The 22,880-nt window shown below is 58.7% G+C and carries 20 protein-coding genes; 13 read left to right on the plus strand and 7 right to left on the minus strand.

Features of this window, described 5'->3' with window-relative positions; genetic code table 11:
* Positions 1–53 precede the first annotated feature (53 nt).
* The 4 genes from pyrC to QE435_RS15445 all read left to right on the plus strand — a co-directional run bounded on the left by pyrC (position 54) and on the right by QE435_RS15445 (position 3,349).
* The gene (pyrC, locus tag QE435_RS15430; protein ID WP_349041908.1) at positions 54–1,094 is read left to right on the plus strand and encodes a dihydroorotase; all 1,041 of its coding nucleotides are present in this window, start codon (positions 54–56) and stop codon (positions 1,092–1,094) included.
* Between the two features lie 66 nt (positions 1,095–1,160).
* A complete protein-coding gene (locus QE435_RS15435; RefSeq protein WP_349041909.1) occupies positions 1,161–1,859 on the plus strand; it encodes an orotate phosphoribosyltransferase in 699 nt (232 codons plus the stop codon).
* 85 nt (positions 1,860–1,944) lie between these two features.
* A complete protein-coding gene (locus tag QE435_RS15440; protein ID WP_349041910.1) occupies positions 1,945–2,871 on the plus strand; it encodes a carbohydrate kinase in 927 nt (308 codons plus the stop codon).
* A 13-nt stretch (positions 2,872–2,884) separates the two neighbouring features.
* Positions 2,885–3,349 carry a GNAT family N-acetyltransferase gene (locus QE435_RS15445; RefSeq protein ID WP_349041911.1) on the plus strand — a complete coding sequence of 155 codons (465 nt, stop codon included), beginning with the start codon at positions 2,885–2,887 and terminating at the stop codon, positions 3,347–3,349.
* A gap of 21 nt (positions 3,350–3,370) precedes the next feature.
* On the opposite strand, the gene QE435_RS15450 is transcribed toward QE435_RS15445, so the two are convergent.
* Positions 3,371–3,823 (minus strand): Lrp/AsnC family transcriptional regulator, encoded by a 453-nt coding sequence (locus QE435_RS15450; RefSeq protein ID WP_349041912.1) that lies wholly within the window; start codon positions 3,821–3,823, stop codon positions 3,371–3,373.
* Positions 3,824–3,939: 116 nt separating this feature from the next.
* Here QE435_RS15450 and QE435_RS15455 point away from each other — a divergent pair, with 116 nt between their 5' ends.
* Both QE435_RS15455 and QE435_RS15460 read left to right on the plus strand, forming a co-directional pair.
* Positions 3,940–4,908, plus strand: coding sequence for a nucleoside recognition domain-containing protein (locus tag QE435_RS15455; protein ID WP_349041913.1), 969 nt, complete (start codon positions 3,940–3,942; stop codon positions 4,906–4,908).
* A 140-nt stretch (positions 4,909–5,048) separates the two neighbouring features.
* Positions 5,049–6,404 (plus strand): dicarboxylate/amino acid:cation symporter, encoded by a 1,356-nt coding sequence (locus tag QE435_RS15460; protein WP_349041914.1) that lies wholly within the window; start codon positions 5,049–5,051, stop codon positions 6,402–6,404.
* A 67-nt stretch (positions 6,405–6,471) separates the two neighbouring features.
* Here QE435_RS15460 and QE435_RS15465 read toward each other — a convergent pair whose 3' ends face one another.
* Positions 6,472–7,446: an AraC family transcriptional regulator gene (locus QE435_RS15465; protein ID WP_349041915.1), complete on the minus strand. Its 975-nt coding sequence runs from the start codon at positions 7,444–7,446 to the stop codon at positions 6,472–6,474.
* Between the two features lie 77 nt (positions 7,447–7,523).
* Between QE435_RS15465 and QE435_RS15470 the strand changes: the two genes are divergently transcribed.
* Positions 7,524–8,726: an MFS transporter gene (locus tag QE435_RS15470; RefSeq protein WP_349041916.1), complete on the plus strand. Its 1,203-nt coding sequence runs from the start codon at positions 7,524–7,526 to the stop codon at positions 8,724–8,726.
* 142 nt (positions 8,727–8,868) lie between these two features.
* Here QE435_RS15470 and QE435_RS15475 read toward each other — a convergent pair whose 3' ends face one another.
* A complete protein-coding gene (locus QE435_RS15475) occupies positions 8,869–9,912 on the minus strand; it encodes a LacI family DNA-binding transcriptional regulator (RefSeq protein ID WP_349041917.1) in 1,044 nt (347 codons plus the stop codon).
* A 164-nt stretch (positions 9,913–10,076) separates the two neighbouring features.
* On the opposite strand from QE435_RS15475, the gene QE435_RS15480 reads away from it, so the two are divergent.
* Both QE435_RS15480 and QE435_RS15485 read left to right on the plus strand, forming a co-directional pair.
* The gene (locus QE435_RS15480) at positions 10,077–11,024 is read left to right on the plus strand and encodes a dihydrodipicolinate synthase family protein (protein ID WP_349041918.1); all 948 of its coding nucleotides are present in this window, start codon (positions 10,077–10,079) and stop codon (positions 11,022–11,024) included.
* Between the two features lie 175 nt (positions 11,025–11,199).
* Complete coding sequence (locus QE435_RS15485; RefSeq protein ID WP_349041919.1) at positions 11,200–12,585, plus strand: MFS transporter; 1,386 nt, start codon at positions 11,200–11,202, stop codon at positions 12,583–12,585.
* A 68-nt stretch (positions 12,586–12,653) separates the two neighbouring features.
* Here the strand turns inward: QE435_RS15485 and pgi are convergent, their stop codons facing one another.
* Together pgi and QE435_RS15495 are read right to left on the minus strand one after the other, a co-directional pair.
* A complete protein-coding gene (gene pgi, locus QE435_RS15490; RefSeq protein ID WP_349041920.1) occupies positions 12,654–14,282 on the minus strand; it encodes a glucose-6-phosphate isomerase in 1,629 nt (542 codons plus the stop codon).
* 98 nt (positions 14,283–14,380) lie between these two features.
* Positions 14,381–16,093 (minus strand): long-chain fatty acid--CoA ligase, encoded by a 1,713-nt coding sequence (locus QE435_RS15495; RefSeq protein ID WP_349041921.1) that lies wholly within the window; start codon positions 16,091–16,093, stop codon positions 14,381–14,383.
* Positions 16,094–16,353: 260 nt separating this feature from the next.
* Between QE435_RS15495 and QE435_RS15500 the strand changes: the two genes are divergently transcribed.
* The 4 genes from QE435_RS15500 to QE435_RS15515 all read left to right on the plus strand — a co-directional run bounded on the left by QE435_RS15500 (position 16,354) and on the right by QE435_RS15515 (position 20,899).
* Positions 16,354–17,415 carry an ABC transporter ATP-binding protein gene (locus QE435_RS15500; protein WP_349041922.1) on the plus strand — a complete coding sequence of 354 codons (1,062 nt, stop codon included), beginning with the start codon at positions 16,354–16,356 and terminating at the stop codon, positions 17,413–17,415.
* Positions 17,416–17,560: 145 nt separating this feature from the next.
* Positions 17,561–18,586: a Fe(3+) ABC transporter substrate-binding protein gene (locus tag QE435_RS15505; RefSeq protein ID WP_349041923.1), complete on the plus strand. Its 1,026-nt coding sequence runs from the start codon at positions 17,561–17,563 to the stop codon at positions 18,584–18,586.
* A gap of 148 nt (positions 18,587–18,734) precedes the next feature.
* A complete protein-coding gene (locus tag QE435_RS15510; RefSeq protein ID WP_349042874.1) occupies positions 18,735–20,396 on the plus strand; it encodes an iron ABC transporter permease in 1,662 nt (553 codons plus the stop codon).
* A gap of 110 nt (positions 20,397–20,506) precedes the next feature.
* Positions 20,507–20,899, plus strand: a complete 393-nt coding sequence (locus QE435_RS15515; RefSeq protein ID WP_306930795.1) for a PRC-barrel domain-containing protein — start codon at positions 20,507–20,509, stop codon at positions 20,897–20,899.
* 215 nt (positions 20,900–21,114) lie between these two features.
* Here QE435_RS15515 and QE435_RS15520 read toward each other — a convergent pair whose 3' ends face one another.
* Together QE435_RS15520 and QE435_RS15525 are read right to left on the minus strand one after the other, a co-directional pair.
* Positions 21,115–21,360 carry a DUF982 domain-containing protein gene (locus QE435_RS15520; RefSeq protein WP_306930797.1) on the minus strand — a complete coding sequence of 82 codons (246 nt, stop codon included), beginning with the start codon at positions 21,358–21,360 and terminating at the stop codon, positions 21,115–21,117.
* 305 nt (positions 21,361–21,665) lie between these two features.
* Positions 21,666–22,880, minus strand: a complete 1,215-nt coding sequence (locus QE435_RS15525; RefSeq protein ID WP_349041924.1) for a cyclopropane-fatty-acyl-phospholipid synthase family protein — start codon at positions 22,878–22,880, stop codon at positions 21,666–21,668.

Here is a 22,880-nt window from a genome sequence, read left to right on the forward strand (position 1 = left end):
CTTCACGCGCAAACTGCGAGACACCTTGCGCGGACCTGCTTGAGAGGCTCACAATGCAGACGATCACCCTTCGCCGCCCGGATGACTGGCACCTGCACCTGCGCGATGGCGCAATGTTGGAAGGCGTGATCGGCGATACCAGCCGCCATTTCGCCCGCGCCATCATTATGCCCAATCTGGTGCCGCCGGTCGTCACCACGGCGGATGCGCGCGCCTATCGTGAGCGCATCGTCAAGGCCATTCCCGCTGGCGATCGCTTCGAGCCGCTGATGACGCTCTATCTCACCGAGCATACGAGCGCCGATGATGTGGAAGAGGGCAAGACAAGCGGCCTCATCACCGCTGTGAAGCTTTACCCGGCCGGTGCCACCACCAATTCGCATGGTGGCGTGCGCGATATGGACAAGGCCATGCCGGTGCTAGAGCGCATGGCAAAGATCGGCCTGCCGCTTTGCGTCCACGGCGAGGTGACGACGCCGGACGTCGATATTTTCGACCGCGAGAAGGTCTTCATCGATACGGTTCTTGCACCACTGCGCAAGCGCTTGCCGGAACTGAAGGTGACGATGGAGCATGTGACGACGCGGGATGGCGTAGATTATATCCGCGAGTCGGAGAAAAACCTCGCCGGCTCCATCACCACGCATCACCTCATCATCAACCGCAACGCCATTCTGGTTGGCGGCATCAAGCCACACTATTACTGCCTGCCTGTGGCAAAGCGCGAGGAACATCGTGTTGCGCTGCGCGATGCGGCAACGTCTGGTGACAAGCGTTTCTTCCTCGGCACGGATTCCGCTCCCCACGTCGATCCGCTAAAGGAATGTGCCTGCGGCTGCGCTGGTGTCTACACCTCCATCAACACCATGAGCTGCCTTGCCCATGTGTTCGAGCAGGACAACGCGCTGGATAAGCTCGAAGCCTTCACTTCCCTGAACGGCCCGGCATGGTACGGCCTTGCTCCCAATGACGAGACGATCACACTCGTGAAGCGCGACGAGCCAGTAGCATTTCCGGCGAAGATCGAGACGGGTGCTGGACCTGTGACGGTCTTTGATCCGATGTTCCCGCTGCATTGGGATGTTGAAAACTAACGTTCAAACTGCCGGTTTATCCGGCAGTTTTTTTATCGATAGCTGAGAAGAAAGAGGAAGATGCCGATGGCCCAATTCAATTTCACCGACCGCACCGTGGTCGCCGAACTCGTTGCGAAAATGCTGTGGGAAATCAAGGCCGTCCATTTCAACTCCGAAGCGCCCTATACTTTTGCATCGGGCATGAAGAGCCCCGTTTATATCGACATGCGCAAGCTGATCTCCTATCCGCGCATCCGCTCTGCGGTGATGGATTTTGCCGCGGCCAAGATCGTGGCCGATGCCGGTTTTGAGAAGTTCGACTGCGTTGCGGGTGGAGAAACCGCAGGCATTCCCTTTGCCGCTTTCCTGGCCGAACGCCTTGGCCTGCCGATGATCTATTGCCGCAAGAAGCCGAAGGGTCACGGTCGCAATGCGCAGATCGAAGGCCATATGCCGGAAGGCGCACGCGTTCTGGTCATCGAGGACCTGACCACTGCGGGCGGTTCGATGTTCACCTTCATCGATGCCATCCGCGCGGCTGGCGGCATCGTCGATCACGGCATCGCGCTTTTCTATTACGGCATTTTCCCCGAGGCCGAGGCGCGCTTTGCCAACGGCAATGTGAAGCTGCATTACCTCAGCACATGGCGCAACGTACTGGAAGCGGCGCGTTCCGAAAAGCTGTTTGACGACAAGACCCTGTCGGAAGTGGAAGCCTTCCTTGACAACCCGCTGCCTTGGTCGGCGCGTCATGGCGGCATCAGCGAATTGCCGCAATCGTAATTTTGGCTGAACCTTGCCCGGGATATTGACCGGGACAAGGTGCTGCCGTTAAGCATCTAATCGATTTAGATTTGGAGGAAATCGGATGATCCTGTGTTGTGGCGAAGCCCTGATCGACATGCTGCCGCGTGAATCGACCAAAGGCGAGGCGGCTTTCGCCCCTTATGCGGGCGGCGCGGTCTTCAACACCGCCATCGCACTCGGGCGTCTTGGCGTCCCATCTGCTTTCTTTTCCGGTATTGCCGATGACATGATGGGCGAGATTCTGAAAGAGACGTTGCGCGCCAGCAACGTCAATTACAGCCTCTGCGCCTTCTCCAACCGCCCATCCACCATCGCCTTCGTCAAGCTGGTCGATGGCCACGCAACCTATGCCTTTTATGATGAAGGTACGGCAGGCCGCATGCTGTCGGAAAAGGATTTGCCGCATATTGGCGGCGAGTGCGAAGCGATGCATTTCGGTGCGATCAGCCTGATCCCCGAACCCTGCGGCAGCACCTATGAGGCGCTCATGGTGCGGGAACATGAGAAGCGGGTCATCTCACTCGATCCCAATATCCGTCCGGGCTTCATCCAGGACAAGCAGAAGCACATGGATCGCATCAATCGCATGGCGGCCATGTCGGATATCGTGAAATTCTCGGATGAGGATCTGGCCTGGTTCGGCCTGAAGGGCGATGAAGACACGCTTGCGCGCCACTGGCTGCATCACGGCGCCAAGCTCGTCGTTGTCACCCGCGGTGCAGAAGGTGCCGTCGGCTACACCAAGCAACTTCGCGTCGAGGTACCGAGCGAACGTGTCGAGGTGGTCGATACGGTCGGCGCCGGCGATACCTTCGATGCCGGTATTCTCGCGTCCCTGAAACTCCAGGGTCTCCTCACCAAGTCCCAAGTCGCCTCACTCACCGAAGACCAGATCGCCAAGGCGCTGGCACTTGGCGCCAAGGCGGCTGCCGTGACGGTGTCGCGCGCAGGCGCTAATCCGCCGTGGGCAAATGAAATCGGGCTGTAAGGCCTGCGACAGAATGGACGAGACATTGGTCCGAGCGGCGGAAAAGAGCGATCTTCCAGCGTTGCTCGACCTTTACCAGCATCTTTCACCGGGCGACCAATCTCCAGACTTGCCCGATGCCGAGGCGATATTCGATCAGTTTCTAGCCTATCGCGGCAGCGTCATCGTGGTGTGTCAGGTGGGCAGCGTCCTCGTTGGCTCATGTGTCTTGGTGGTGATACCTAACCTTACACGCGGCGGTCGGCCTTACGCGCTGATCGAAAATGTCGTGACGCATAGCGACTTTAGAAGGCAGGGGATCGGAAAGCGGGTTCTGGACTTTGCAACGGCTCATGCTTGGCAGGCTGGCTGCTACAAGGTCACGCTGATGACAGGCTCCACGAGGCCGGAAACACATGCATTTTATCGAAACGCAGGGTTTGAACCTTCTAAAACCGGTTTTCAAAAGCGGCAACTTCCGGCGAGGGGAGAGGGCTAAAAGGTCCTTCCGAGACTGTCGTCAAACCCGGATCGCCGTTTCCTCTTTCGCTGTCCTGATCACCACCATCGTCACGAAACGCGCGACATTCGTCTGGTCGCGAAACAGCCTGTCGCATAAGGCGTCGAACTCCTCCATGTCGGTGAGACGCAGCATCAGCATCACATCCATATCGCCGGTGATCGCATAGGCATGCGTCACCGCTTCCTCGGTCCGAGCAAGATCGAGAAAGCGCCGCATCTGCTGTTCGCCGTGTAGCTTCAACTCGACCGACACCAGAGCCTTGATGCCGCGCCCGGCCTTCGCCGGATTGAGGATGGCGACGACGCGGTCGATGATCCCGGATTTTGTGAGACGCTGAACCCGTCGCAGGCAGCTTGATGGAGAGAGGCCGATCTTCTCTGCCATCTCCACATTGGTGAGTGAAGCGTCTCGCTGCATCAGATTGAGAATTTTGCGGTCGATCTTGTCCATCAGCCGATCATAAACAGGAAGGAGAGACCTGCAACAAAATTGCAAACAGACGCAATCTTTGACCAAAAATGCCACTGGCCGCAGGCTATAGAGTGGTCAGCCCCAAGGAGTTGCCGATGCCGTTCTTTCAATCCCTGCTGCTGAAGTCGCGTGAAACGCTTGATATCTATTGGTTGCTGGTCAAGATCACAGTGCCGATTTCGGTGTTGACCGAGGTCCTGTCGCGATTGGGCGTTGTCGAAGCCATCGCTCCCGCCTTCGCGCCGGTGATGCACGCCGTCGGCCTTCCTCCAGAACTGGGCCTCGCGTGGCTGACTGCGATGCTGGTCGGGGTATGGGGTGCGGTGCCCTTGATCTTCGCCCTTGTTCCGGTCTCGGTGCTCAGCACGGCGGATGTCACGGTGTTTTCTGCTCTGGTTCTCTTCGCCCACGGACTGCCGCTGGAGCAGAAGATCATACAGAACGCCGGGCCGGGCATGGTGGCAACCACGACACTTCGCATCGTCGGAGGTTTCGTTTATGCGCTTATCCTCCATCACCTGTTCCAGGCCACCGGCTGGCTGTCCGCGCCCGTCGCTCCGGCATGGGTGCCGGGCGCGGTTACACCAGACTGGTCCGTCTATGTCTGGGGACTGGCCGAAGCCATGGTGATGATGCTCGTCGTCCTGCTTCTCCTTTCATGGACGCTTGAAGTGCTGAAGATCACGGGCATCCTGGGCTTGATGATGAAGGCGATAGAACCAGTGCTGCGACTGGCTGGCATTAAAGGCGAGGCGGGGCATTTGACTGCGATCGGCCTTTTCTTAGGTATTTCCTACGGCGCCGGTCTTCTGATCCGTGAAGCGAGATCCGGCATCATTGCGCCGCGCCAGATCTTCCTCTCCTGCGTTTTCATGGGGTTTGCCCACAGCATCATCGAGGATACGCTGGTGATGGTCTCGCTCGGCGCCGATGTCTACAGCATCCTGATCGGGCGTGTCGTCTTTGCCATTGGCGCAACAGCAGCCTTGGCGCTTTCTCTGGCAGCCATATCGGATCGAGCCTTCTTCGCACGGCTCTACAAAAGCCAGCCGCAAGACGCTTGAGGTGAAACAAAATTCTCCACATTACCGATCGCGCAAAATCCAATTCGTTGAAATTCTGTGCATGGCGCCGAATATAGGAGCAATCCTTCCCTTCACGCGTTAGATGCTCAAGCATTCTCGCATTCACGGAATTCAACACCATGTCTGCTTCATCTTCCTCACAACGGGCGCAGAAGCCGTTCTACGGGTCCTTCGGTTTCCAGGTTTTCGCCGCCATGGTTGTGGGTCTCGTCCTTGGCTACGTTGCCCGCGAAATGGGTCCCACGGAGGCCGGGCCGAACTGGCTGGTCCAGGCGCTCTCCACGGTCGGCTCCATCTTCGTGCAACTGTTGCGCGCGCTTGTGCCACTTCTGATCTTTACCGCCATCGTGGCCAGCATTGCCAATCTGCGCGAGCTGAACAATGCAGCACGCCTTGTCTGGCAGACGCTGCTCTGGTTCGCCATTACCGCGCTGATCGCAGTGTTGATCGGCATCACGCTCGGCCTTCTCATTCAGCCCGGCCTCAACACCGGCGTAGAGGCAACTGCGGCGGCGGCACCCTCCACCACCGGCTCATGGCTGGATTTCCTGAAGGGCCTGATCCCTTCAAACATCCTCGGCCTGCAGGCCTCGACAAAGGTCACGCAGACGGGAGCCACCACGGCGCTCAACTTCAACGTTCTGCAAATTCTGGTCGTCTCGATTGCGGTTGGCATTGCAGCCCTTCAAGTAGGTGAGAAGGCCGAAGCCTTCCTCTCCTTCAATCGTTCGCTGCTCGCCATCACCCGCAAGACGCTCTGGTGGGTTATTCGCCTGACGCCGATCGGAACGATCGGTCTGCTCGGCAACGCGGTTGCTGTCTATGGCTGGGAAGCGCTGGCTTCGCTCGGCTGGTTCTCCGCCGCGATCTATATCGGCCTCGCCATCGTTCTCTTTGTCGTCTACCCGGTGATCCTGGCGGCAAACGGGCTGAACCCGGTGCGCTTCTTCGCAGGCGCATGGCCGGCAATCCAGCTCGCCTTCGTCTCCCGCTCGTCCATCGGCACTTTGCCGGTGACGGAACAGGTGACCGAGCGCAACCTCGGTGTGCCAAGGGAATATTCCGCCTTCGCCGTGCCGCTTGGTGCGACCACCAAGATGGATGGCTGTGCTGCGATCTATCCGGCGATCTCCGCCATCTTCGTCGCCCAGTTCTATGGTCTGCCGCTTGGCATTCAGGAATATGTGCTGATCGTCTTCGTTTCGGTGCTCGGCTCGGCGGCAACGGCGGGACTGACGGGTGCGACCGTGATGTTGACGCTGACCCTCTCGACACTCGGCCTACCGTTGCAGGGCGTCGGTTTGCTGCTTGCGGTCGACCCCATCCTCGATATGGGCCGCACCGCGGTCAATGCCGCAGGCCAGGCGCTGATCCCGACGATCGTCGCCAAGCGTCAGGGCATCCTCGATCAGGCGGCCTATGATCGCCATGAAGGCATCGACGCGCTCGATCCGGCAGCAACGCCGGCGGAGTAAGTTCACTTGCGAGCGCTCAGAAAGCCCGCCCTGCAAAGCAGTCGGCGGGCTTTCTTTTGGGCGCTTGTTACGCGTGATGGCTGATCGAGGATGAAAGAGCGCTCGGCGGATGGCCGACAATGCGTTTGAAGGCACGGCTGAAGGCGGCCTGCGAGCCATAGCCAAGTTTCTCCGCCGCCGTTTCGATCGGCATCCTCTCCTTGCCGATCCACTGCATGGCAAGCCGCATCCGCAACTCGGTGAGGTAGCGCACCGGCGTCATGCCGGTGACGTCCAGAAACCGTTCGGCAAAGACGGAGCGCGATGCGCCCATCACGCCAGCCAGTTCCGCGAGAGTCCAATCATGGCCGGGATTGTTGTGGATCGCGAGAATGACGCGACCAAGACGAGGGTCGCGAAGCGCGGCCACCCAGCCGGAGGAATCGCCGCAACCGCATTCCACCCAGGCCCGCACGATAAAGGCGGCAACGACATCGGCAAGCCGGGCGAGAATACCGGCAAAGCCGGCGCGCGCCTGGCGCGTCTCCCGCTCCATCGCTTCCAGCATGGGAAGAAGTTCCGGATAGCGCGAGGTGAGCGTGTTGACGAACATCACCTCGGGCATCAGCCCGGTAATCGGATGCATGGCTCCGAGATCGAACTCCATGCAACCACTGAACACCAGGACGCGCTCTTCGCTCGGCACGTCGGGTTCGCAGGTCTTGATGGCGCTGACGGAGTTGCAAAGAGGTGCGGCATCCAGCGAGCGGATGTTCTGGCAGGCAATATCAGGATCGGAAAGCAGCGCATGCGGCCCGCCACGCGGCAACAAAACCGCATCGCCCGCATCCATCTTATGCAGCATACCGGAGGAGGTACGAAGATAGACCGGTCCGCACGCCACGAAATGAAACTGCGCGCGACCTTCTACTTCACCGAAGGAAAACCCGAAGGGAGCGGAAGCCTCGATGCGGCGATAATCCAGTCCGACAAGCCGCATCCCCATCAACAATTCGCTGATGAGGTCGGGTGAGGGCTGATTTCCGGACGTTTGATCAAACATGGCGGATTTTGTGGCATGGATCGTCCGGAAAGTCGAGTCTATGCTTCTGCCATCTTCTCCTCCCAAAGGACATACCGATGAACCCGACACCTATTTCAAATCCCGCCGCGGATGACCCCGAGGTGCCCGCCTGGGGCGCCGTCATCTCCATGGCGCTTGGCGTCTTCGGGCTGGTCACCGCAGAATTTCTGCCGGCAAGCCTCCTCACACCCATCGCCGCAGACCTCGGCATCACCGAAGGTGCAGCCGGTCAGGCGGTCACCGTGACTGCCGTTGTCGGCATGGTGGCCAGCCTCCTGATCACATCCGTCGCGCGTCGCATTGATCGGCGACACCTGATGATGATCTTTTCGGCCCTCCTCGTCATCTCTAACCTGATGGTGGCGGCGGCTCCCGGTCTGATGATACTTCTGATCGGACGCTTGCTGCTTGGCGTGGCGCTCGGTGGTTTCTGGGCCATGTCCACCGCAATCGTCATCCGGCTGGTCCCTGCAGCCAGCGTGCCACGCGCGCTCTCTATGATATTCAGCGGAGTTTCGGCAGCAACCATCGTTGCGGCACCCGTTGGCAGCTATGTGGGTGAGCTCGCAGGCTGGCGCTTCGTTTTCGTGCTGACGGCATTGCTCGGTGTGGCCGCTTTCTTCGCACAGTTTTTCACTCTACCGAAGCTTGCCCCGACAGGAACCAGCAGCATCAAGACACTTGGTGTTGTGCTGAAGAGGCCTGGCATTGCGCTCGGTCTTGTTGCGGCGACGCTGGTTTTCGGCGGCCATTTTGCTTTCTTCACCTATCTGCGTCCCTATCTGGAAGCGGATATCGGTGCGGGTATCGGCATGGTTTCCGCCCTGCTGCTCGGTTTCGGACTGGCCAATTTCGTCGGCACCCTCGTTGCCGGATCACTGATCAGCCGCAGCCTGAAAATGTCACTCGCAGCACTTCCTCTTTTCATGGCGTTGATTGCAGTGCTTTTTGTAACGACGGCGCCGCCTTTGCCGCTTGCCGCAGTCCTCGTCGCCTTCTGGGGCTTCCTTTTCGGCGCCGTGCCGGTCGCCTGGTCCACCTGGCTGGCGCGCACCATTCCAGATGAAGCGGAAAGTGCCGGCGGTCTCCTTGTCGCCTCCATCCAGTTCGCAATTGCCATGGGTGCGGCAGTCGGCGGCATCATCTTCGATCTCAGTGGCGCAGTCAGCGTCTTCGGCACCAGTGGACTGATCCTCGCCCTTGCCGCCATCGGCATCATGGTCGGCGTGCGGTCGCGGCCAGAAGCCAGCATGGCGTAAGGAACACCCAAAACTGACATCAAAAGCCGGGGAGATCTTTCCCGGCTTTTTCTGTCGGAATGTCAGTGTGTTTACCGGGCCATGCCCGGCCACGGCCAAGTCATGAAATCGATGGCGAGTGACCCTCGCGGGAAAACCGAGATCATGACTGGATGGTGGATGCTCCCAAAAATCGCGCAGTCGACTTTCTCGGGATAAGGGTCGGGGCGGATACGAGAATGCGGTTCTCGCGCGGGGCGGTGGTGTGGGTAAGCAAGTCGAGCGCGTGAGAGGCAATCTGGTCGAAGGGAACGCGCAACGTCGTGAGAGGCGTCGAAAGATGGCTGACGATGGGGATGTCGTTGTAGCCGATGAGCGAAATGTCATCGGGGACAGATAGACCCATCTTGTTCAGCGCGGAGAGCGCCCCGATGGCAGTATTGTCGTTCACGGCAAAAATAGCCGAGGGTCGACAGTCGAGCGACATCAGTGTCTGCACCGCTTCGGCGCCGGACTGGATTCCGAATGTCGACGGCACGATGAGGGCGGGATCGACCGGAATGGATGCTTCGGCCAGCCCGTGCTTGTATCCTTCGACACGTCCGGTGGCGCTGGAGGCATAATCCGGTCCGGCAATCACGCCGATCCGTTGATGTCCGAGATCAAGCAAATGGCGTGTCGCCAGATATCCACCCAGGCGATCATCGCCAACGGCTGAGAGGCTATGATGATCCGTTCGCAACGCCAGCACATAGGGTACGCCACGCTCGTTAAGTTCATCCGGGAAGGTGTCGTCGTCCCGTGCCGTTGAAAGAATAAGCCCGTCGACACCGCGGTTGAGCAGCGATTCCGCGGCAACGCGATCCGCCTCCGGATTATCTTCCGTCGTCGCCACGATGGCGAAACGACCGGTGCGGGCACAGGCTTTGACGATTGCCTCATAAAGCATCGCCATCACCGTATCCGTCAGCCGAGGCACGATGACTCCGATCGTCATCGTACTGCCGCGCCGCAGGCTGGCCGCGGAGACATCCCTTACATAGCCAAGCTCCGCGGCGATTTTCCGCACGCGCCGCGCCGTCTCGCTGTCTGACCGCGGAAGCCGTTCGTCCAGAATGCGCGATACGGTCGATTTCGATACGCCTGCGGCAGCCGCCACGCTGTGAACCGTGACTCGGGGCTGACGCGAACGCTCTCTTGATTCCATTTCTCTTTTTCCATTCCAACTCTGGTGCTCAGCACTCGAAGATCACATTGCACGAAAAATGCCGTTGACTCCAGAATAATAAAGATCGATAACGGGAACGTTCCCATTAACGATCCCAACTGCTGATCGATAGAGGACAGCAGCTGATAAGGAGGAGAAATCAGATGCAACCCATGGATCTTCGTGGCTTGAGCCCCGCACCCGTCACCGCTTTCACCCGTGATGGCGAAGTGGACTACGCGGCCAATGCAAAAATCGCCAAGTGGTTGGCCTCGATGGAGGGGGTAAAGAGCCTCGTCATCCTCGGTCATGCAGGCGAGGGCACTTTCCTGACGGAAGACGAACGTCTCGAACTCATCCGTGTTTATGTCGAAGCAGTTGGTGGGGAAATTCCGATCATCGCCGGTATAACCGGTGAGGGCACACGTGTTGCCGCAGCAGAAGCCAAGAAGTGCAAGGCTGCCGGTGCCACCGGCGCACTCGTCTATCCCAACCATGGTTGGCTGCGTTTCGGTTTCCAGAAGGGTGCACCGCAGGATCGCTACAAGGCGATCTGGGAAGAATCGGGTCTTCAGGAAATCCTCTTCCAATATCCAGATGTGACGAAGGCTTCTTACGATCTCGATACGCAGCTCGCCATTGCTACACAGCCTGGCGTTGTCGCCACCAAGAACGGCGTGCGCAACATGAAGCGCTGGTATGTCGAAATTCCTGAACTCAAGAAGGCCAATCCGAACCTGCAGGTTTTGAGCTGCCATGACGAATGGCTGTTGCCGACCATGTTCGACGTCGATGGCCTCCTCGTCGGCTATGGCAATATTGCGCCGGAACTCCTGGTCGAGCTGATCAAGGCTGGTAAAGCCCAGGATTATCCGAAGGCCCGCCAGATTTTCGAGCGGCTGTTACCGGTAACGCGCGCCGTCTACCATCGCGGCTCTCACATGGAAGGTACGGTCGCCTTGAAGCTCGGTCTCGTGCATCGCGGCATTCTCGATCACGCGACGATCCGCGAGCCGCTGAAGAACCTCGGTGAAAAGGCGGAGCAGGAAATCTTCGCCGCCTTCGAGGCTGCGGGGATCGGCCCTGTCGAGCATCTTCTCGCCGCCGAATGATCGTCGTGCCGTCTCGGCCCCTTGCCGGGACGGCAGCTTTTTAGCCGGATACAACACACCATCCGGCTCTGCGCCAATTCATCGATGTCTGGCAGGAACGGCTTAACAAAAGAAGCAGAAGCGTAGAAACAAGGTTCGTCGTCGGGAGAGAGCGGCGATGGGTGAGGAGGAACTCATGAACGTCATGCAGCCCGTGAAGGGCACTACAAAGGTCCTTGCAGACCCGCAGGCCGATATCAGCGCCAGGCTGGAGCGGCTTCCGATTACCAGAGAAGTCTTCTGGGCGCGCAACATCGTCGGGGCGGCGACGTTTTTCGACGGCTATACGGTGATTGCGATTGCCTATGCCATGCCCGTTCTCGTGCGCGAATGGGGGCTCACGCCGGCCCAAACTGGCATGATCCTGTCGATGGGATATCTCGGTCAGCTCATTGGCGCGATCCTGTTTGGCTGGCTTGCTGAAAAGGTCGGGCGCCTGAAAGTGCTGCTCTTCACCATCCTTCTTTTCGTTAGCATGGATGTGGCCTGCCTCTTCGCCGCCGGTGCCGGGATGATGATGGCCTTCCGCTTTATGCAGGGGATTGGAACCGGCGGCGAAGTGCCAGTTGCCAGCGCCTACATCAACGAGCTGATTGGCTCGAAGGGACGAGGCCGTTTCTTCCTGCTCTACGAAGTCATGTTCCTGCTCGGTCTCGTCGGCGCCGGTCTGATCGGTTACTTCATGGTGCCGGTCTATGGCTGGAAAGCCATGTTCGTCGTCGGTCTGGTTCCTGCCATCCTGATGATCCCGCTGCGTTGGTTCCTGAAGGAATCGCCCCGCTGGCTTGCCGCCAATGGCCGTTATGACGAAGCCGACGCCATCGTCTCTCGCATGGAGGAAAGTGCGCGCTCATCCGGCAAAGCGCTTCCAGAGCCGCGCATCGTGGCAACGCCGGTAAGACGCAAGTCTGACTGGAAGGAATTGTTCCAGGGCATCTATCTGAAGCGGACACTCTCGATTTGGGCGATGTGGTTCTGCGCCTATATGGTGGCAAACGGAACGATCACCTGGTTGCCGACGCTCTATCGCCAGACCTTCAACCTCCCTCTCGAAACCAGCATTCTCTATGGCTTCATGACCTCTGCCGCAGGCGTCGTCGCGGCTGTCATTTGCGCGCTTCTGATCGATAAGGTCGGCCGCAAACGCTGGTATGCTGGCGCCTTGCTTCTTGCTCCGGTACCGCTCGTCATTCTCGCATGGCTTGGCGCGACCTCGCCATTGCAGGTACTGATCCTGGCGGGTCTCGCCTACGCCATCGTGCAGACGGTGACTTTCTCGCTCTACCTCTATTCGGCGGAAATCTACCCCACCCGGATGCGTGCAATCGGTACCGGCACAGGTAGTGCCTGGCTGCGTCTCGGCTCTTCCGCTGGTCCGATGCTGGTTGGCTTCGTCATGTCGTCCTTCGGCATCCAATATGTCTTCGCCACATTCGCCGTCATCCTGGTCATTGGCGCCATCGTGACGATGCTGTTTGCGGTGGAGACCAAAGGCAAGGTTCTCGAGGAACTGTCGCCATAACGCTTCCTCAATCTGACGACGCAAAAAAGCCGGGATCGACGTCCCGGCTTTTTTCGTGATCAGGCTCTTTAAGCGGAAGCCAGCCCTGCCAGCGCCTTGACCAACCCTTGCGTCGAGCTGTCGTGACCAGCCGCACTTTCCTTGCCTTCCACCACGGGAAGCAGGCCGGTTGCCAGTTCCTTGCCGAGCTCCACGCCCCACTGGTCGAAGGAGTTGATGCGGAAGAGCACGCCTTCGACGAAGACGCGGTGTTCGTAAAGTGCGATCAGGCGGCCGAGTGCGAAAGGCGTCAGCTTGTCGTAGACGAAGGTGATCGATGGGCGGTTGCCGGTGAAGACGCGGTGCGGCGCGATGAAATCAGCCTTCTTGTCGTCCATGCCCTTGGATGTCAGCTGTGCCTTGGCTTCCGCCAGCGTACGGCCCTTCATCAGCGCTTCGGACTGGGCAAGGCAATTGGCGATCAGCAATTGGTGCTGGTGGCGCAGTTCCTTCTCGAAGCCGTTGGCGGCGATCATGAACTCGGCAGGGATGATGCTCGTGCCTTGGTGGATCAGCTGGTAGAAGGCGTGCTGTCCGTTGGTGCCGGGCTCGCCCCAGACGACGGGGCCGGATTGGCCGTCTACCGGTGTGCCGTCAATGGTCACACCCTTGCCGTTCGATTCCATGTCGAGCTGCTGCAGATAGGCCGGGAAGCGCGACAGACGCTGGTCATAGGGCAGGATCGCGCGCGTCGGGTAGTTCAACACATTGCGATGATAGAAGCCGATCAGACCAAGCAGCATCGGCAGGTTCTGGCGGAACGGCGCCTCTCGGAAATGCTTGTCCATCACATGCGCGCCATCGAGAAACTCGCCGAATTTTTCAGGGCCGATAGCGATCATCAGCGGCAGGCCGATAGCCGACCAGATGGAGTAGCGGCCGCCAACCCAATCCCAGAAACCGAAAATTCGGTCGCTGTCGATCCCGAAGGCGGCGACCTTGTCGAGTGCTGTCGACACGGCGCAGAAGTGATGCTTGACGGCCTCTTCACCCAGCGCATCTGCGATGAACTTGCGGGCAGTCGCCGCGTTCGTCATCGTCTCGATGGTGGTGAAGGTCTTGGAGGCGACGATGAAGAGCGACGTTTCCGGGTCGATCAGCTTCAGCGTGTCGGCAATGTGAGCGCCATCGATGTTGGAGACGAAGTGGGAGCGCGGGCCGTCATGGAAAGGCGCGAGCGCCAGCGTCGCCATGACCGGGCCGAGATCCGAGCCGCCAATGCCGATATTGATGACGTCGGTGATCTTCTTGCCGGTTGCGCCCTTGAGCGAGCCGGAGCGGATCGCATCGGCAAACGTGCCCATGGCGGAAAGAACGCCGTTCACATCCGGCATCACGTCCTTGCCGTCCACAAGAACGGGCTTGTTCGAACGGTTGCGAAGAGCGGTATGGAGGACAGCGCGCCCTTCAGTGAAGTTGATTTCCTTGCCGGAGAACATCTCTTCGCGCTTTTGGGCAACGCCGCCTTCGGCTGCGAGCTTTTCCAAAAGTGCCAGAATGTCGTCATTCACGGCGCATTTGGAGTAATCCATCAAAAGGTCGTCGAAGCGGGCGCTGAAGCGTTCGAAGCGCTCACCATCCGCAGCAAAGGCGGCTCGAATGTCCGTGGCGTTGGTGCTGGCGGCTGTGGATTTCAGGGTCTCGACAATGGCCTGCATGGAAAGCTCCTCATGCTCCGTGGAAGGATGAGGAAACTATTCTCTTTCATCGGGCCAAATCAAGGCGTGTTCGGCTGAATTATTCCAAACGACGCCAATCAGTTAGCCAGCTTTCTCAGTTCGCGGCGCAGGATCTTGCCGACATTGGTCTTCGGCATTTCGGCGATGAACTCGATATGCTTCGGCCGCTTATAGTTGGTCAGCCCCTCGGCGCAGAAGGCTTTCAATTCCGCCGCGGTCAAAGACTGGTCTTTCTTGACCACATAGAGCTTCACGGCTTCGCCGGAATGTTCGTCCGGCACGCCGACAGCGGCGCATTCCTGTACACCCGGATGGGCCGCCGCCACTTCTTCGATTTCATTCGGATAGACATTGAAGCCGGAGACGAGGATCATGTCCTTCTTGCGGTCGACGATCTTGGTGAAGCCGCGTTCGTCCATCACACCCATGTCGCCGGAGCGGAAGAAGCCATCAGGTGTCATCACCTTGGCGGTCTCGTCTGGACGCTGCCAGTAGCCCGCCATCACCTGCGGACCGCGGATGCAGATTTCGCCCACTTCTCCAATCGGCAGGCTGTTGCCGTCATCGTCGCGAATGTCGATGTCGGTGGATGAAACGGGAAGACCAATGGTGCCGCTGAAGCCGTTTTGATCGAGGCAGTTCACCGTGGCGACCGGCGAGGTCTCCGAAAGGCCGTACCCTTCGCTGATCGCGGTGCCGGTAATCGAGAACCAGCGTTCGGCAACCGGGCGCTGCACCGCCATGCCGCCGCCGAGGACGAGAACCAGCGAGGAAAAATCGATCTTGCGGAAATCCTCATTGTTCATCAAAGCGTTGAACAGCGTGTTGATGCCCGGGAAGACATGGGCTTTGTAGCCCGACAATTCCTTGACGAAGCCGGGAATATCGCGGGGATTGGCAATCAACAGGTTGTGACCACCAAGCGCAATGCCCATCAGCGAATTCACCGTCAGCGCGAAGATATGATAGAGCGGCAGCGCGCAGACGAAATTCAACACCTCGGGGCGGTTCTTGCGGGCAAAGACCGGCTCCATCCAAAGGGCGATCTGCGCCTTGTTGGCCAGAAGATTGGCGTGCGTGAGAACAGCGCCTTTGGAAATGCCCGTCGTGCCGCCTGTATATTGCAGAAAGGCGATATCGCCGCGGGTCAGATTGACGGGTTTCAGCGTCGTGTTGGCGGCCTGTTTCAGAACCGTCTTGTAGCTGATGGCCTGCGGAAGCGCATAAGGAGGAACGAGCTTCTTGACCTTGCGCACCACGAGGTTGACGATGTGACCCTTGAAGCCCAACAGGTCGCCCATGGTCGCGACGATCACGTGTTTCACATCGGTTTTCGGCAGCGCCTGTTGCACGACATGGGCGAAGTTTTCCAGAACGAACAGCGCTTTCGCACCGGAATCCTTCAGCTGATGTTCGAGCTCACGCGGGGTATAGAGCGGATTGACATTCACCACCGTCAGGCCAGCGCGCAGGATCGCGTAAGTGGCCACAGGGTTCTGCAGAATATTCGGCATCATCACCGCGACGCGATCACCCTTTTGCAGGCCGATGCTCTGCAGCCAGCCGCCAATGGCGCGTGTCTGTTCTTCAAGTTCGCGATAGGTAATGGATTTTCCCATACTGGAAAAAGCCTTGCGATCGGCAAACGTCTTGCAGCTTCGTTCCAGGAGTTCGGCAAGCGAGGTGTAACCGAGATCGGGCAATTCCGCCGGTATCCCTTGCGGGTAAGATGCAAGCCATGGCCGCTGCACGGCTCGAGGCTCCTGACGAATCGCAGTGGTATCGCTCATTACTTTCCTCCCATTCCGCTCCCCGCAGTCCTCCTCGGCATCCTTATCAATCTGAAGGGTCCTCATCCATCAGATTGTCTGCCGTCCTCGGTCACGAGGGTAGATGATGCTCCCGAAGTCATCCACTCACATCAGCGTAATTAACTCTAACGTAAACGTCAACTCTTCTACGTCACCGGCGACGTGTCGGGAAATTTGCGTTTTGACTTTAATCCTGAATTGCGCAATCAAGAAACTGACGTCGATGATGGATGTTTTTGATGACAGAGGTTGCAGCGCTACAACTGGGCGGCATCGGCAAGGTCTTTGCCGGCGTGCCGGTTTTGAAAGATATCGATCTTTCGGTGTCGAAGGGTGAGATTATCTGCCTTGTCGGGCGCTCCGGCTGCGGCAAGTCCACGCTGCTGCGCATCATTGCCGGTGTCGAGACGCCGGACGCGGGCACTGTGCGTATGAATGGCACCGAGATTGCCGGCCCTTCTCTTTTCGTAGAACCGGAAAAGCGCCGCATCGGCTTCGTCTTTCAGGATTATGCGCTGTTTCCCCATCTGACCGTCGAACAGAATGTAGCCTTCGGGTTGAAGGGAATGCCGCGGAAAGACGCGCGTGCCCGCACTACAGAGATGCTGGAGCATGTTCGACTGTCGGATCTTGCCACCCGCTATCCGCACACGCTTTCCGGCGGCGAGCAGCAGCGTGTCGCGCTTGCCCGCGCCTTGGCCCCGAAGCCTGAAATTCTGCTGATGGATGAGCCCTTCTCGAACCTTGATCGCGGCCTGCGCGACAGCGTGCGCGAAGAAACGATTGGCCTGTTGCGCGCTCTTCAGACGACCGCGATCATGGTGACGCACGATCCGGAGGAAGCGCTTTCTGCCGGCGACCGCGTCGTTCTCATGCAGTCCGGCCACATCGTCCAGTCGGGGACGGGCTATGATCTGCATGACCGTCCCGTCAGCCGCTACGCCGCGGATTTCTTCTGTGCCTTCAACAAGGTGGAAGGGATGGTGAGGAACGGACACGTGGAAACGCCGATTGGCCGGTTCTCCCACGGCAGCGCCTTGCAGGAAGGTGCGCCGGCTCTCGTTTATATCCGTCCGGGCGAAATTCAGGTGCATGGCGCCAGTGTCGCGTCTCACACCAACCTCTTCCAAGGCCAGGTATCCGGTCGGATGTTCATGGGTGAGATCGAACAACTGTCGATCAGCGTTCCGGGCTTGCAGCGGGATTTGCGCGTACGCAGCATGAAACGCACACCGATCGACGTCAAAGATGTTCATCTTGCGGTCGACCCTCAGCATGTGCTGATATTTACTCAAGATTGAAATCTGAAAAGTCGCATCGGAAAACCCAACCATTTTCAACTCAAAGTGATCATTTCGCTTGATCGACCGGCAAATTAAACTTGATTTATATTATCATGTATGGTCAGTGCCCTTCGACATCATTCGAAGTCCGAAGGGGAAAGAGATGGGTTTTTTCAACACCAAACATATTGCACTTCTAGCTGGCGTTGCCGGAGCGGTTTTTGCAGGCGCGGCCAATGCAGCAGAAATCAACATCTACACCACACGTGAGCCGGCGCTCGTTCAGCCGTTGCTGGATGCGTTCAGCAAGGAAAGCGGCGTCAAGGTCAACACGGTCTTCATGAAGGACGGTTTGGCCGAGCGCGTTCTGAGCGAAGGCGCAAGCTCCCCTGCTGATATTCTGATGACGGTGGATGCCGGCAATCTCGTCGATCTCGTTGAGAAGGGCGTCACCCAGCCAGTCGAGTCCAAGGTTCTGACCGAGTCCATTCCTGCAGAACTGCGCGACGCGAAGGGCAACTGGTTCGCGCTCTCCATGCGCGCCCGCGTCCTTTATGCCGCCAAGGATCTCGACGTGACGGCCTTCAACTATGAAGATCTGGCCGATCCGAAGTGGAAGGGCAAGGTTTGCATTCGCTCCGGCCAGCACCCTTACAACACGGCACTCTTTGCTGATTACATCGCGCACTACGGTCCAGAAAAGACCGAAGCCTGGCTGAAGGGTGTGAAGGACAATCTCGCCCGCAAGGCAGGCGGCGGCGACCGTGATGTTGCGAAGGACATCCTCGGCGGCATTTGCGATATCGGTCTTGCGAACTCCTACTATGTCGGTCTGATGCGTACCGGCAAGGGTGGCGAAGAGCAGGTCAAGTGGGGCGAGGCGATCAAGGTCGTTCTGCCCACGTTCAAAGATGGTGGCACTCAGGTGAACATCTCCGGTGCGGCGGTTGCCAAGAACGCGCCGAACAAAGCCGAAGCCGTGAAGCTTCTCGAATATCTCGTCTCCGACGAAGCGCAGAAGATCTATGCTGAAGCCAATTTCGAATATCCGGTGAAGCCGGGTGCGGCTCTCAACGACGTCGTCGCGTCCTTTGGCACGCTGAAGATCGATCCAAAGCCGCTGACGGAAATCGTCTCCTACCGCAAGCAGGCCAGCGAGCTGGCTGATAAGGTCGGCTTCGACAACTAAGGCTTTAGCCTCGGATCAGCGGTCCGGCATATGCATAACAAGGCGCCCGTTTCACGCGGGCGCCTTCACCGTTTTCAGTATATCGATATTTCATGCACGATAAGGCTTGAGTAACCGCATGGTTTCAGACACCGTCAGTCACACACCGATGAAGGCCAGACCGCGATTCCACGCGAATGTCTGGTGGCTAGCGGCATCGGCGGTGATTGCAGGCCTCGCCCTTCTGCCTGTCGTGGCATTGGTGACGGAAGCCGTACAGGGCTCGGCGGGGCTGTGGGCGCATCTTTGCGACACAGTGCTGGCAACGGCCCTGCCGGACACGCTGATATTGCTTCTCGGCGTCGGGATCCTCGCCGGTGTGCTGGGGACCGCGTCAGCGTGGCTCGTGGCAGCGCATGATTTTCCAGGCCGCGGCATTCTCGAATGGGCGCTGCTCCTGCCGCTTGCCATGCCCACCTACATCATGGCTTACGCCTATCTCGATATTCTCCACCCGCTCGGTCCCGTCCAAGGGGCCGTGCGCTGGCTGCTTGGCTATTCCAGCCCGCGCGAGTTTCGCCTGCCAGATATCCGCAACATGACCGGATGTATTCTGCTGCTCGGCTTCGTACTCTATCCTTATGTTTATATCCCCGTGCGGGCCATGTTCCTGACCCAGGCCGGCAATCTGCTCGAGGCGGCGCGGCTTCTCGGCACCTCTCGCAGATCGCTCTTTCTGCGGGTTGCCGTACCCTTGTCACGCCCGGCAATCGCCGTCGGCATCAGCCTGACATTGATGGAAGCGCTGAACGATATCGGCGCCTCGGAATTTCTTGGCGTTCGCACCCTGACGGTTTCGATCTACACCACCTGGGTGACGAAGTCGGATCTGCCGGGTGCGTCGCAAATTGCCCTATGCATGCTGGTGCTGGTCGTTGCCCTCGTGGCTTTGGAACGCTGGGCGCGGCGCAGGCAGCGCTACTCGCTCTCCGCGCAGAAAAGCCGAACGCTCGAACCGCTCCGGATAAAGGGCGCCTGGGGTTGGCTTGCTTTTGCGCTCGGCAGCCTGCCGATCCTGATCGGCTTCGCTGGCCCCGCGCTTTATCTGATCACGCAGGCCTGGAAGCGCTATCAGTTCAGCGGTGTTTCCACGCGCTTTCTTTCTGAGGCCGTAAACACGATCGTCTTTGCCGGGCTTGCCACCCTTGTCACTTTGCTTCTTGGGCTCGTCGTCGCTTATGCCATGCGCATCGTTCCAGGCAGGGCGTCCTTGTGGTGCTTCCGGCTGGCGACGGTGGGCTATGCTGCGCCCGGGACTGTGATCGCCATCGGCGTGCTGATCGCCCTTGGCGGCTTCGACAGATTCCTCGATCAAACCATGCAAAGCTGGTTTGGTATTTCCACCGGGCTTCTATTTATCGGCAGCGGCGCGGCACTGATTTTTGCCTACACAACGCGCTTCCTGACAATTGCGGCGGGGGGCGTCGATGCCGGCTTGAGCCGCATTCCTCTGTCCTTCGACCACGCGTCGCGCACCCTGGGGCGTGCGCCCGGCGCAACCTTCCGCCACGTGCACTTGCCCCTGTCAAAAGCTGCCATGGCGGCCGCCGGTCTGCTGGTCTTTGTCGATTGCGTCAAGGAACTGCCGGCGACGCTGCTGCTGCGACCATTGAACTTCGAGACTTTCTCTACGCAGCTTTATGGCGAAGCGGCGAGGGGTACTTATGAAGAAGCCTCGATTGCGGCGCTCGCCATTGTGGTGATCGGCATTCTGCCCGTCATCCTTTTGGCGCGTGTCGGCAAGCCGAAGACGGTGTCACACGCGATCTGACATCACCATCTCACGCAAATGCGAACACGCCTCCGCGCCCTGCTCGGGAACGATTTTTCCGTGATCGGGTTAATTCGTCATCAACGCACCGAAAAAGAGGAGATGCAATCATGCTTCACCATGAACCCCGTGCCGGCCAGGACCCCTATGTCCAGGATACCCCAAGCTTCATCGCCAGCGACAAGGTCGAAGGCACGAACGTCTATGGTGCCGACGGTAAGAAGATTGGTTCGATCGAACGGATCATTCTCGAAAAGCGCGGCGGCCGTGTCGCCTACGCCGTCTTGAGCTTCGGCGGCTTCCTCGGCATCGGCGATGAATATTATCCTCTGCCCTGGGAAAAGCTTCATTACGACGAAGAACTTGATGGCTACCGCGTCGATTTGACCAAGGAACAGATTGAAAACGCGCCGCGTTTCGCTGAACGAGAAGACGAGAGCTGGTACGGCCGCGAAGACCGCAAGGTCTACGACTATTACGGCGTTCCTCCATATTGGATGTAAGAAAAAGATGAGGTGGAAAACGGCTCCGAAAGGGGCCGTTTTTCTGTGACGTTGAGGACAACGGATACTGTAATGAGTTGGTACCGTGCTGTCACTCGAGGGTTGGCCAGACGGCAGAAGAGAAGCTTTTCGCCGCGCGCTAGCAACCCTATCCTCGATTTAATCCAAGGACGGCAACACGAAAATTATGAGATGTCCAACAGCGTAAAGGCCGCTCAGTGCGGCCTTCCTGTCTTCGCCTCCGAGATTGCATCTTCAAAGCAACGACGCGCCTCTTCGGGCGTTTTACGTCCATCGAGCGCGGCGCGGCAAGCGCTTCTAGCGCGCACGAACATCAGTCCCCGCGCGTGCGGCCAATTCTCGGTCAGCAGCGTCAGCGCATCGAATGGGCCAGAAATCACGTTCTGGCTATTCTTGTCGAAGCTCACTTCGACAGGTTCTGTCCATACAGTCTGCTTCATTGAACACCTCCCTAACAACCTAACCAAACGCGTCATGCATTGGCGTGGTTCCCGTTAGGGAGATTATTCCGGTGATCCCGATTTTACAACCGGGAGATTAGCCTCAGCGGAAGCCGAAGAACGACAGGATCGCGAGAACGATGACCACCAGGCCGACGATATAGATGATCTGATTCATGGATGATCCTCCGCTGGGAGCCGGCAGCGCCGGCGCTTGAAATCTTTCACCATAACGTGAAGAAAGACCGCAAGTTCCCGAAGAAGGCATATTTTCGGTTGTGGACCAGCAAATCGCGTGCGTTGCTTTACGTCTTCAGCGTGAATTGAACGACGTCGATACGCCCGCCTCTAAAGCCCGCCGCGCAGTAATGCAGATAATACTGCCACATGCGGCGGAAGCGCTCGTCGAAGCCCATGGGTTCGATCCGTTCCCAATTGGCAATGAAAGCACGGTCCCAAAGCATCAGCGTCCGGTCATAGTCCTGGCCGAAGCGCAGTTCGTCGGTCACCGAAACGCCTTCGCGCGCCGCCGCCTGGCGGAAAGCAGTGATGGAGGGCAGCATGCCGCCGGGGAAGATGTAGGTCTGGATGAAATCGGCGTTGCGGCGGTACTGGTCGAAGTAAGGCTCATCGATGGTAATGACCTGTACGACGGCCTTGCCGCCAGGTGCCAGCAGCTCCTGAACCCGTCTGAAGTAAACCGGCCAGTTCTCTTCACCCACGGCTTCGAACATTTCGATGGAGACGATCTTGGAGTAGGTACCCTGGCAATCTCGGTAGTCCTCCAGGCGGATGTCGCTGCGCTCGGACAAGCCTGCCTTGGCAAGCCGGTTGCGGGCATAGGCGGCCTGCTCCTGAGATAGCGTCAGACCGGTGACGCGGCAGCCGGTTTTCGCCATGGCATATTCGGCAAAGCCGCCCCAACCGCAGCCGATCTCCAGCACGTGATCGTCAGGCCCGATCTGCAACTCTTCAACGATCCGGTCATATTTGGCGTTCTGCGCTTCAGCCAGACCCTGTCCAGGTTTGGTAAAGAGTGCGGAAGAGTAGGTCATGGTCTCATCGAGCCATGCACCATAGAAGCGATTGCCGAGATCGTAGTGGAACGCGATGTTGCGGCGGCTTCCGGACTTGGAGTTGCGACGCAGACGGTGCCGCAGATAGTCGATTGTTGCGGTAAGGCGTGACGGCTGCGAGAGCGACAGCCAGTTGTGCTCATTGGCGAGTGCCAGTTCCAGAAGTGCAGAGATGTCGGGGCTGTCCCAGTCACCATCCATATAGGCGCGGGCAAAGCCCATATCGCCACCAGTCACCAGGCGTCGAACCAGCCGTCCCCGGTTCAGCGATATCACACCGTGAGGCCCGGGTTCCTTGCCTTGCAACACATATTCCTGTCCGCCAGGGAAAACGAGCGTCAGACGTCCATGCGTCAATCCGCTCAGTCGACGGCAGATCATCCTTTGCCAGAAAGGGGCAGTGTGAAGGAGAAACGGGCGCGTTTCCTGTTCAGCGTGGCTCAT

Source organism: Agrobacterium sp. SORGH_AS 787 (assembly GCF_030819035.1).
Taxonomy (GTDB): Bacteria; Pseudomonadota; Alphaproteobacteria; order Rhizobiales; family Rhizobiaceae; genus Agrobacterium; species Agrobacterium larrymoorei_B.